At 42.7% G+C, this 12,140-nt stretch carries 9 protein-coding genes; 7 read left to right on the plus strand and 2 right to left on the minus strand.

Going from position 1 to position 12,140, the window contains the following annotated elements; translation table 11 throughout:
* Window positions 1-544: 544 nt before the first annotated feature.
* Both C505_RS0104740 and C505_RS24715 read left to right on the plus strand, forming a co-directional pair.
* Entirely contained in the window at window positions 545-2,230 is a 1,686-nt protein-coding gene (locus C505_RS0104740; protein ID WP_211215052.1) for a M1 family aminopeptidase, read from the plus strand.
* A gap of 101 nt (window positions 2,231-2,331) precedes the next feature.
* Complete coding sequence (locus C505_RS24715) at window positions 2,332-3,264, plus strand: GNAT family N-acetyltransferase (protein ID WP_407636611.1); 933 nt, start codon at window positions 2,332-2,334, stop codon at window positions 3,262-3,264.
* Here C505_RS24715 and C505_RS0104755 read toward each other — a convergent pair.
* The gene (locus C505_RS0104755; protein ID WP_211215053.1) at window positions 3,256-4,002 is read right to left on the minus strand and encodes a substrate-binding periplasmic protein; all 747 of its coding nucleotides are present in this window, start codon (window positions 4,000-4,002) and stop codon (window positions 3,256-3,258) included. The two genes, C505_RS24715 and C505_RS0104755, sit on opposite strands and share 9 nt — an antisense overlap.
* A 239-nt stretch (window positions 4,003-4,241) precedes the next feature.
* On the opposite strand from C505_RS0104755, the gene C505_RS21445 reads away from it, so the two are divergent.
* The 4 genes from C505_RS21445 to C505_RS0104775 all read left to right on the plus strand — a co-directional run bounded on the left by C505_RS21445 (window position 4,242) and on the right by C505_RS0104775 (window position 9,217).
* Window positions 4,242-4,928 (plus strand): glycine-rich domain-containing protein, encoded by a 687-nt coding sequence (locus C505_RS21445; RefSeq protein ID WP_018691449.1) that lies wholly within the window; start codon window positions 4,242-4,244, stop codon window positions 4,926-4,928.
* 278 nt (window positions 4,929-5,206) lie between these two features.
* Entirely contained in the window at window positions 5,207-6,214 is a 1,008-nt protein-coding gene (locus tag C505_RS0104765) for a GNAT family N-acetyltransferase (RefSeq protein WP_018691451.1), read from the plus strand.
* 64 nt (window positions 6,215-6,278) lie between these two features.
* Window positions 6,279-8,144: a polysaccharide biosynthesis protein gene (locus C505_RS21450; protein WP_018691452.1), complete on the plus strand. Its 1,866-nt coding sequence runs from the start codon at window positions 6,279-6,281 to the stop codon at window positions 8,142-8,144.
* A gap of 59 nt (window positions 8,145-8,203) precedes the next feature.
* Window positions 8,204-9,217 (plus strand): MBL fold metallo-hydrolase, encoded by a 1,014-nt coding sequence (locus tag C505_RS0104775; protein WP_169337002.1) that lies wholly within the window; start codon window positions 8,204-8,206, stop codon window positions 9,215-9,217.
* A 41-nt stretch (window positions 9,218-9,258) separates the two neighbouring features.
* Here the strand turns inward: C505_RS0104775 and C505_RS0104780 are convergent, their stop codons facing one another.
* Entirely contained in the window at window positions 9,259-11,307 is a 2,049-nt protein-coding gene (locus C505_RS0104780) for a beta/gamma crystallin-related protein (protein WP_018691454.1), read from the minus strand.
* A 183-nt stretch (window positions 11,308-11,490) separates the two neighbouring features.
* Here C505_RS0104780 and C505_RS0104785 point away from each other — a divergent pair, with 183 nt between their 5' ends.
* On the plus strand, window positions 11,491-12,015 hold the full coding sequence (locus tag C505_RS0104785; protein WP_018691455.1) for an O-acetyl-ADP-ribose deacetylase: 525 nt from the start codon (window positions 11,491-11,493) through the stop codon (window positions 12,013-12,015).
* Window positions 12,016-12,140 lie beyond the last annotated feature (125 nt).

The raw sequence follows: 12,140 nt of genomic DNA on the forward strand, positions 1-12,140 counted from the left end.
GTTAGTTATCTTTAATTCCGTAATCCAAAGCCCTTCCTTGTGAAGGGCTTTTTTTTGCATGTAAGACTGTTTAGAAGTTTTACACATTTCAAACCGACTTTCGTCTTTCATGTTCTTTTATTTTCAAAATGTATCTTTGCGACAAAATAAAGCCTATTTACTAAGCGAAATTGCTTAAAATGAACTTTTTTGAAAAAAAATTACAAAAAACACTTTCATAATGAAAAATCATGAGGTAGGATATGCGGCGTAGGGTACAGAGGTAAGATGTTCTATCTTTCAGACCTTTATTATTTCACGTGATTGAAATGGTCATATTCACGACCCACTAGGTCCTCCTAGTGGGTTTTTTTTTGCCTGAAATCCGTGGAACCCCCATTGATCTGATTGTTACTTCTTCATATGATGGCTGTTTGTGGTGTGCTTTGAGGTTGTTTTGAATTCCCAGCGTCTATTGTTTTGTTTGAAACTTTCACTTTTCTTAGTTTCTTCCAGCATTTTTTTACTTTCATCTTCGGTTGTATTGGCTTCGGAAATCGACTTTTTGTCTTATCACGCCAAAATTCATCCCGATATTTATAAAAAGCGCGTGAAAGGTGACGTTTTGATCCGTTTTCAGGCAAAGCAACCACTCAAGAGGCTTACACTCAAGGCCCGTGGCCACCAAGAAATATCTGTTGTTGGGAAGCATGTTCGTCATTACGAACATTTAGGAGAGCTACTTTATATCGATTTTGAGCCAGGTATGATCGCTCAAGAGCAGTTTTCTTCGATTCGCGTTCACTATAAAACCAAACCAAAGTATGGTTTGAAGTATGATTCAAGACATATGTATACCCGCTATCACACGGAGGACTGGATGGTGATCCATCCTGATATCGGAGATAAAGCTGCTTTTGATTTAAAGCTGACCCTGCCAAAGGGGCTAGAAGTTGTGGGGAATGGTAAGCATATCTCAACAACAGTTGATGGGAATCAGGAAGTGCATCACTGGCGCGAGAAACGACCGCGTCCAACGTTTACATTCGGTTTTGCTGCCGGTTATTTTCAAGAATCCATTCGTCGTATCGATGGGGTTGCTTTCCATTATTTTTATATTCGTGAAAATCGCTATGATATTGAGAAAATATTCGCCGATGTAGATGCGATGTATCGATTTTTTAAAAAGATCTCTGGGAAGCCATTATCTGAAAAACGATATACATTTGTGCTTACCGATGCAAATTCCAAGCAGGAAGCCAGTGGATTTAGCTTGATTGGACGTCGTTATGCGAATGCGGCATTAAAAGACCCTCGTGAAAGCTGGCTGATTGTTCATGAACTCGCTCATGAGTGGTGGGGCAATAGTATTTCAGCAACTGATTTCTCAAATTTTTGGCTGAACGAAGGCCTTGTTCAGTTTATGGTTGCTGCTTTCAAAGAACAGCAATATGGTCGTGATGAATATGATCGAGAAATGATCCTATTCAAACGTGCGATGATCCAGATGCAGGAAGATCAAAGAGCATTACCCCCTGTTGATCCGAAGAAACCAATTGACTTTGTTACGTTTAAAGAACAGTACCGAAGTTTGGCGTATACCAAAGGGGCTTATTTCTTTCATATGTTAAGGGATGAAGTTGGCGAAACTGCGTTTTGGCAAGGGATAAAAAATTATAGCCAGATGTTCTGGGAAGGGAATGCGACAACCGCGGGTCTGCAAAATGCGTTTGAACAAGCGGTTGGTCGGAAACTGACGCAATTTTTTATCGATTGGATCTACACACCGCAAGATATTCGCCTGACGGTGAAAACCAATTATAGACAAGGTGTTTTTACAGCAACATTTGAGCAATCTCAAAAAACAGCGAGACCATTATCTTTTTGGATGTCATTGAGCGATGGTCGGAAACGATACCATTCCAAGATCGAATTAACCCAAAAACAGCAAGCCGTTTCTGTGAAGCTAGCAAAGGCACCTATGGGTGTCTGGTTTGACACACATCACACGCTGCCCTTGGTGATCCAACAGGAGTCAGTTTCTTTTGAACAACTGAGCTTCAATTTAAAACTTGCTGAATCGACCACTGACCGATATTGGGCCTTGGAAGCGATTCGAAATAGCCGTGAATGCCGAGCAAATCGCCTCGATATGACACGCTTAATTGCTGATGCAAGGCGAAAAGATAAAAGCCGTATTATGCAGTGGGCGACTGCTTCGAAGAAGTCAGTATGTCAGATCAGAATGTAGTGTCTTGAAATATCAGTCATAAGCCCAAATCAATAGTGGAAAAGGAGTTCCATATGTAAGCTGTTACGCTGAGATCCATCACAAGAGAAAACTTTAACCAGATCGCCGATTTAGAGGTTTTACCTGATCAAGAAGATTTTGTCGCAAGCAATGTCTATTCATTGGCGGAAGCTCACTACCACCCAACCTATCAACCGCTGGCAATTTATCAAGGAGAAGAACCAGTCGGATTTTTAATGTTTGAGCAGATGATCGAGGCGGGCAAACCCCATGAATACGATCTATTTCGCTTTATGATTGATCAGAAATTCCAAAATCAAGGGATAGGTCGGCAGGCAATGCAACTTGTACTTGATGAGATTCAGCAACTGCCTCATGTGTCACGGATCACGATTTGTTATGAGCTGGAAAATACAGTTGCCATTGCTTTTTATGCCAGCTTTGGTTTTCAAGAAGTAGGCCTTGATGAGGATGGAGAGATGATCGCGGAGATTTTAACAGGAAAAGAATATCAGATGAAGATTCTGCCCTATGTTGATCGGCCCGTATCCTTCACGCCTTGGCAGCCAAAATATTTAGAAGTAGCAGGCGTTGTTTCTCAGCAGTTATCAACGGCCAATATGTCTGTGATCCATATTGGCAGTACTGCTGCCAAAGTGAGTGGAAAGGGTGTGATAGATTTATCGCTCTTGTATCAGCCTGGGGAATTTGAACAGGCGCTGGCACATGTGGATCAGTTTGGTTTTCAATCACAAACGAATGGGAAACCATTTCCTGACCGTAGACCACGTCGAGATGGTGCAATTGAGTTTAAGGGCGAAACATTTCTCTTGCATGTGCATCTCATCGAAGAAGGGTGTGAAGAGCACCAAAAGCAAATTGCGTTTCGCGATCACATGCTGAATAACCCAGCTGCAAGACAGTTTTACGAAGCACAAAAACAAACCATTTTGGATAATGGGGAGACTGAGCATCAGCACTATGGTGCACAGAAGTCACCATTTATTCAAAAGACACTTTCAAATTTATTGTGAGCGCTTCTTTGATAAATACTTTTGGTGGATGGCGTCAATCGTGCCATCCTCATGCATTTTTTTGAGATGAAGGTTAATCTCAGAAATCAGCTTCTCGCGACTGGGTATCACGGCTTTTTGCGATAAGACTAAGTAAGCATTTCTGGGCTCATTAATCGGTTTTGGCAAATCGACCACATGATCCAGTTGATTCATCTTCACCAGCGCTCGGCGTGTTTCATGGTAGTTTGCCAAAACGCCATCGACGCGATTTTTGAGTAACTTATTGATATTCGTCTCTAGGACGGCAGATTCATCAATGATGATTTTGCCTTCTTTGACGGCTAGATCAAAAGCTGCATCTGTTTTAAAGCCAGCATTTTTTGCGATAACTTTTCCAAAGAGGTCTTGGACAGAACGAAAAGAAAATTCAGATCCTTTTTTCACAAATACTTTATAGGTACTCGCGTGCAAAGGGAACTGTGTGTAATCGACAAAATGTTTCCGTTCTTCAGTGATAAAAAATGAAAAAGCACCATCACTTTTTCCGTGTTTTACTTCACTTACGACTCGCTTCCAAGGGAGATATTGAATCACACATTTCTTATGAATGCGCTCGCATAACTCTCGAACGATATCAATATCAATCCCTTGTTTGACTCCACCTTCTTGCCAGCTATAAGGCTCAAATTTATCGAGAGTCACAAGCGTCAGCGTGTTTTTCGCATGCGCAGGTGTCAGCCAGATGCTCGTGAGCACCAGTAATAAGGCTATCCATCGCTTTGATATTGGCTCTAGTTTCATTACAAAGTTTGTTGAGGACTTTTTATGATATTATCTGATGACTTTAGTCTAAGAATGATGGAAGAGCATGACCAATTGCTAAGATGAAAGGGTCTGTCTCTTTAAGGAAAGAATACTGGGATCAAGTTGGTTCTCGTTAATAATGCTGAGACTGTGATGATGAGAGTTCAACATATCCCTTGAAGGAGCAAAGTATGTTGTTTGATTTTCCTCAACTGGTAGTTTTATGTTTTTTTGTTCTCTGTAGTGTGATTGGGTTACTTGTCGTGAAGTCTCAACGAAGAAAGAGAAGGCAAAACTTCATTGAGACATATGAGTTTTCTGCACAATTTAATGAGAAGCTTCTAGAGCGGTATCCCTCTCTAACGCATGTCCAAATTCATTGGATCCATCAAGGGTTGCGGAATTTTATGCAACTATGCCTGCTTTCAGGTCGTTCAAAGATTGCCATGCCTTCGAAAGGTATCGATGTTTTATGGCATGAGTTTATTTTGTCTACCCGTGAGTACCATGAGTTCAGCCAGAAAGCTTTTGGGAGATTTTTACATCATGCACCTTCCTCAACAAGTAGCTCTCCGAAGCAACAAGAAGTATTCCTAAAAAAAGCTTGGGAATTGTCATGTGATAGAGAAAGCATTGATTCAGAAAAGCCGCACCGCATGCCTCATATTTTCTCGATTGATGAACGCTGTGGGATCCAAGATGGTTATCGTTATGATGTAATTCAAAGTAAGCTCTATCAACTGAAGATGGATGGAAGCCCGTGTTGTTCTTGTGATTTAGATAAAAAACACAGTTCTGATGGCGTTTCAGGGAATGAAAATTCAAGTTCATTGCCGGACGATAGTGGGCCTGGTTGCAGTGGTGGGTGTAGCAGTTGACGATTATCATGCATTTGGTGCATAGAACAATAAATCATGATTTCATCACAAAAAAATCTTTTGAAATACGTTCTATAAAGGGATCTTATACGCTTTATCATCTACGCTTTATTATTAAAGGTGATTGAAAACTCGTATGATCTCAGTAAAAGGAATGGCTAGTGCTTTTTTTTCGTATTTTTTTGAAATGAGCATCATTCAAAAGCGTCTTTTTGTACGACATTTCATCCCTGGCTCACTTCTATCGTTAATCAACGTAAATGCCGGGAGACATGGGCATGTTTGAACTGTGCTATGAACCAAAAAAATGGCGCACGATTCTTTCTCGATTTGAAGGTTCTGACGTTTTTCACAGTTGGGATTATCACGCAATTCATAAAGTTAGGGGAGAAGGTGTCCCGGTTCTGATTTTTAGTGAAGATGGTCCGCTAACTCCAATAGCAATCCCACTGCTTGAACGAAATGCACCAGATTCTGGTGGGAAGGAACTTGTCTCTGCATCTTATTTTGCAGGCCCCCTATTTCACCCGTCATACCATTTTGGTCGATGCTGGCAACAGCTGGTCAAAGACTTAAAAAACCGCGAGTATGTTAGCTTAACCAGTGCATTTCATCCTATTCTTATCCCGCAAAATGAAGTGAATGGTACGCCTGTAAGTGAAAAATTTGTCTTAAATGCGATTCATTTAAAGCCGAGTACCGAAGCATCTAAGACGAAGAAACGTAAAGAGTCGTTTTGTTCAAAACACATTCAAGACATACATATAGAAATCACGCAATCCCATGCGGCACTAGATGATCTTCAGTACTTATGGGCGAAGGCAGATCGCAGCTCAGCAAGATATTGTAATGAGCTGGAGCTTTGGGAAGGACTGCTGACAGCACATGATTTTGGGACATATATTTGTATTGTTAAGAAAGCGCAGCGCCCGATAGCTGGTGGGCTTTTTGTTGGAAAAGGGGACTTTTTGCATTATGTATTGGGGGGATTTCATCCAAACTTCCAAGCGTTATCCCCTTTAAGTTTAATGTTGAAGGAAATTCATAACTGGGCGAAGTTACGCGAGTTTGAATGGCTCATCCTTGGTGATGATGATGAAGCGATTCTTGAAGATATTCCTGATGTAAAGCAAGCGAAGCATACCTTTCCACTCCATATGAAAACCGAAATATTAAACCATGCTGCGTATGATGAAATCTCGACACACCACGATGGTGCCATCGGTGTGATGACAAGTAAGTCGATGCAACAATGTCTTTTCCCCAGCTATCGAGGGGGTTGTTAAAGTGTGCATCTTTAGGTAAGCATGCTTGATATCTGGCTTTGGGTAGCGTGAAGGAGAAAGGGACATGCTGGACTTGGAAGCGCTGTCGGCTCGAAGTAAACTCTGGATAGCAGTTGGTTATGATGCACTGGCACTGACAGGATCGTTTTTTTGTGCTTACTGGCTCCACTTCGGTTTTTCTTTAGAAAATATCCATAGCGAAGAAATATTTCTTTTTGTTATTGTCCTTTGTACAACGTTATTCTTCTTTCTTATCGCGGGTTTATATCAAACGATTGTTCGATATATGAGTGTGAAAGCGATTGGGATTATACTGGGTGGCCTCGCATTTTCTGCCGCCATGATGTATTTAACTGGTACGCAATTTCGAGCTGAAGTACCGAGAACTGTACCTATTGTTTTCTGGTCATTTGCATTGATCACCATTGGCGGTAGTCGTTTTGTTGTCAGACTTGTGCTCTTAAACCAATGGTTTAGTCAGAGAGAACCAGTCATCATTTATGGGGCAGATACTGCGGGAAGACAACTCGCAGCAGCACTCAGTGAAGGGAACCATTATTACCCTGTCGCGTTTATTGATGAAAAGGGTGTCTTACAAGGGCGGAGTATTACTGGGGTCCCCGTTCGCCCCAGACAAGCGATCCCCATGTTGATGTCGACTTATAATGTGAAAAAAGTGCTCATTGCAGTCAGTGGCACTTCTAAAAAGCGGCGGAAACAAATTCTTCAGAAACTCGAGCCTTATGCGCTGGAAATGCTCACAATCCCTGATATTTCAGACTCTTTGAATGGGCATAAGGAGATTGATGATCTACAACATGTTCCCATTGAAGACCTATTGGGCCGTGAGCCAATTCCACCTAAACTTGAGTTGATGTCTGCCAATACGACAAATAAGTCGGTGTTGATCACGGGGGCTGGTGGTACGATTGGACTGGCATTGTGTTATCAGATTTTTCAGCTCAGGCCGAAGCGACTCGTATTACTCGAAATTAATGAGCTATCACTGGATCAGATTCAGTATGAGCTGAAGAAAAAAATCCAACTGGAGCATATCCCAACTGAGCTGGTTTTAGTCCTTGGTTCTGTCCAAGATGGGCTTTTAATGCGGCGTATTATCGCGGAGCACAATATTCAAACGATTTATCATGCCGCAGCATATAAGCATGTGTCGATAGTGGAAGAAAATGTGATTTCTGGCGTACGGAATAATATTTTTGGGACTGCAGAAGTCGCACAAGCTGCGATGGAGCTGGATGTAGAGACATTTGTATTTATTTCAGCAGATAAAGCGGTGAGACCTGTCAATGTGATGGGCGCGACGAAGCGTTTTGCTGAATTGATGATCCGGGCGATGTCCGGTATTCAATCAAGTACACGTTTCACGATTGTCCGCTTTGGGAATGTATTGGGCTCTTCTGGCTCAGTGATACCAAGGTTTGAAGAACAGATTGAGACGGGTGGACCGTTAACCGTGACCCATCCTGAGATCATTCGCTACTTTATTCCGATTTCCGAAGCAACAGAGCTGATCCTCCAAGCAGGGGCGATCGGAGAGAATGGCGATATCCTTCTTCTTGATATGGGGGAGCCTGTGAAGATCGAGGAGCTGGGTCGGAATATGGCGCATATGATGGGCTATACCATTAAAGATATCAGCCATCCTGCAGGTGATTTAGAGATCCAGTACATTGGACTGAGAGTCGGTGAAAAGCTATACGAAGAGATTTCTTCAGGCAATGAGGTGAAAGATACCCAACATCCGAGGGTGAAGATCTCTGTTGAGTCACCTGTAAGCTGGGAGGCGATTCTTCTCCATCTTGATCATCTGAACTTTGCGATTTCAAATCAAGATTATGATGATATTATTGATACACTTCTTCAGGCTCCACTTGATTATCAACCAATTCCGCCAGACGAAGTTGGCTAACCTAGTCATTATAAAAACCATATAGAGTCCATATGATAATCTTTGACAGGAGTTCGCTTTTGAAAAAGCTGATTTTGGCAGCCTTATCTGCTGCTTTGGTTGTTGTTGCCTGCGCCTCTTATCACCCCCTCAATTATCCACTCAGTGATCATTTTGATGGCAATCAATTCTTCAACCCGCAACCTTATGAAGAAAAAAACTTTTGGAGTGTGATCAAATGGAAACTGAGTGGTGGAAAAATTGATGACTGGGAGTGGCGTGAGATCCAAGCGGATACAAACCCGAATGCTCGTATTCAACAAGGCTTGAAAGTCACCTATATCAATCATGCCACGACGCTGATTCAGATGGATGGACAGAATATACTCACCGATCCAGTCTTTACTGAGCGTGTAAGCCCAGTTGATTTCGCAGGTCCTGCAAGATTTCATGCCCCAGGGATTGCATTTGATGACTTACCCGATATTGATGTAGTACTGATTTCTCATAATCACTATGACCATATGGACCTTGAGTCTCTACAAATGTTGGAGAAGCAATTTCAACCTTTGTTTCTTGTTGGGTTAGGAGAGGAAAGCTGGTTGAAAGAAGAGGGATTGACTCATGTGAAAGAGCTTGATTGGTGGCAGGAACATCCGATTATAGATGGGGTCTCCATCACAATGACGCCCGCAAAACATTGGACAACAAGGACGTTATTTGATCGCTTCAAAACTTTATGGGGTGGGTATTGGATCCAAGGTACCAAAAGTGTTTTCTTTGCAGGAGATACAGGACTCGGTACTCATTTCGCACAAATTCAGGATAAGCTTGGTTCACCCGACCTCGCATTATTACCCATTGGTGCTTTCATGCCAGAGTGGTTTATGCATGACAACCATATGTCTCCCAAAGATGCGATAGAAGCGTATGAACATTTGGGGGCAAAGCAAGCAATGGCGATCCACTTTGGTACATTTGATCTTGGAAATGATGGACAAACCACGGCACCAGACCAATTGAAACTAGAACTAAAAACCAGACCAGAAATTATGTTTTGGGTGCCTGAGGTGGGGAAAAGCAAACGAATATAAAGTTATCGTCGTGGTACGTCGAAAACGTACCACGACTGAGATTACGGACGATACAACGTCCTTTGCGAATACAGCCAAAGTGGTTCCCAGTATTGCTTGTAAAAACTCTCTGCTGCGTCTTTATCTTCCACTATCAATCCCAATTCTGTTAAATCTGCTGGATAGAGGTTTTGCGAGCCGATGTAAAAGGCTTTTTTATCGACCATGATAGTTTTCGCATGGTTTGGAATACTGCGTCCTGAGGGATATTTATCGTTGTCATTGTATCGCAAGTGCGTGAGGTGTAGGTGATCGCGAATTTTATCTGTTCGATTATCTAATCCGTTGAGTTTTTCATAAACAACCCAGAGTTTGTCACCATAGTATGTGCCAGGTGTGTCACCGCCACCGATTCTTGCGCTCTTATTGGAAAGCGTCATGTAAATATGGACCCCACGTGCAAGGGCGTTGTTGATTTCTCTCAGCAAATCTTTGTCCCAAAAGAAATTAAATAAGGTGCTGGGCACAGGTAAAGGGCCTTGAATGGACTGAAGAGAAAAATGAATCGTTTCTTCTGCTGAGGCAATCAGCGAGAGGATTGCATGATCGCTTTGATCTCCGCCGGAAACAATATCGCCAAAGCGGCCGACGGATAAAACAGGTATGGTTGGTTGTGTCGGAACAAAGGTAGGGATGGATGTTAAACGTGGATACGCCCCTTTTTCACCATAAAGTGTGGGGCAGTCATCCAAACGGCCTGAGACAACTCTACCAAGGGAAAGTGTTGCACATTGTGCGTCAAACGTGATCCGGGGCGAAAACCAGCGCCAGTGGCTCGGCTTTTCTACATATTCCCACAAATATAAAGCAAACGCGTGGGCATGTTTTACGGCTTCTCCTTCGACTTTCATGGAAAGATCAAAAACGGGTTCGTCCCGCATATAGTGATTTTCCCAGAGATTATCGCCACCAATAATCGCTCTCTTTCCATCAACCGCGATGATCTTGGCGTGATTCCATGAGGTTAATGATGACTCAATGGCGCCAACGTGAACTTGAAATGGAATGTGTCGTTCCTGACTAATTTTTTCCAGAAATTCTGCGGCATCGACCCCTGCTGTATAGTAGTTGCCGAAGAGGATACGGATGGTTAAATCTGGGGAAGTTTCCGGATCGGCAGCAAGATCTGCAATTGCATTTTCAATCGCTGTTAAATATGCACCCGTCGCAGGAGTGAGCGTGGTGATATCAACGAATTGCTGTGCGCTGCGGATTTGTTCATACAATTCCGTCACCATCCGTGACTTATCGAATTTATCAGGATGTTCCCCAAATGTTGTTTCTGGTTTTGGAGTCGCCATCAGCCAGTTTTCTTGAAGTTGATTGAATGTAGAAAACTGCCAGGATTTACCCTTAAAACGCTCATCGTGTCCGGATACCTGGATCCCGCGATCTCCTTCTATCACAGCAGCGATCTCATCAAGAATTGGGTGTTGTGATGGCGCTTCCGAAAGCCTACGAATTGAACCAAGATGCTCAATAGGGAGATCAGACAGGTTCTTTTCTATCGGTTCATGATGCGTGTGTATGGTTGTGCATTTCCCTTCGTAAAAACGATCCGAACACAGTTGCCACTGGCCAGAAAGAACACGTATTGAAGAGGTTTTCTCATGAAAATCAAGCTTGCGGATATTGGGCTGACGAACAAGGCGCGATAAATCTGGGTTGTTTGGATGTCTGATGGCATAGCTTTCGCCGGATTGATTGTCATGGGTAAAGACTTCAACCGCTGGTGGAGTTCGTGTTGCGTAAACCTGTTCAATAGAAGAAATGGCATCATTCCACTTTAAGTCTTTGATATCGTATAAACCTGGTTGTAAGTACATATATTCCCCTGTTCCTTGGGGTCCACTCCAAGCTTTCCAGTGACCGGAAAGTACCTGAATCGCGCTGACCTGATCATCAAGTACTGGCAAAGCCTCAGTTGTTCCTTGTATTAGAATGGATTGACCGGAAAAATCGCCATGTTGGTAGAGGATTATCGTTGGTGGGGTCGCATTTGCAGTGACACTGCAAAGGAGGGTAGTCGCGAGTATATTTTTTAGCTTCATAAATTGTCCTTCTTTTTTTATTGTCTTATCCGAAGAACAGAGAACCTGAATTCACAGTGGCGAACAATCGGGCAAAGAGTGGAATAATTGATCGAATTTAAACTTTAGAATGAAAGAAAAAGTCAATTTTTTTGACTATTCTTGGGCGGTGGCGTATGAAAATCAAAGAGATAGGTGTGGAAGATGGATAGAGTAAAAGTACAAGTCTGCGATATAACGACGCTCAATGTAGATGCTATTGTGAATGCAGCAAACGAAACATTGCTCGGTGGCGGTGGTGTTGATGGGGCGATCCATAAAGCTGCAGGGCCAGAGCTACGAGAGGCCTGCAAGCAATTAGGTGGCTGTAAGGTCGGTCAGGCGAAAATGACGGATGGATTTAACTTACCTGCGAGGCATGTGATCCATACAGTCGGGCCAGTTTGGAAAGGGGGTGACAATGATGAAGCAAAATTATTGGCTTCTTGTTATCACTTTTGCTTAAGTCTTGCGGTGGAAGAAGGTATCCGTAGCATTGCTTTCCCAGCTATCAGCTGTGGTGCATATGGGTATCCGGTTGAAGAAGCAGCTAAAGTTGCGGTCACGGAAATTTCTGCATATGTAGCGCAACATTGGGATTTAGATGAGATTATTCTGGCATGCTTTGATGATCAGACGGCCAGTGCCTTTTTATTAGCACTGGATAGACTCGATCATGCAGTGGTTTAATTCTTTTTGCATAGAAAAGAAGTGGTGTGGTGAGGCGGATAGTTTTCCAACTCACCATACTTTTTAGCGTCTCAATTGAGATAAAAAGATAGTGCTTGAATGTAAGCATCCGTTGGTGAATGAAT

This window comes from Algicola sagamiensis DSM 14643, from assembly GCF_000374485.1.
GTDB lineage: Bacteria > Pseudomonadota > Gammaproteobacteria > Enterobacterales > Alteromonadaceae > Algicola > Algicola sagamiensis.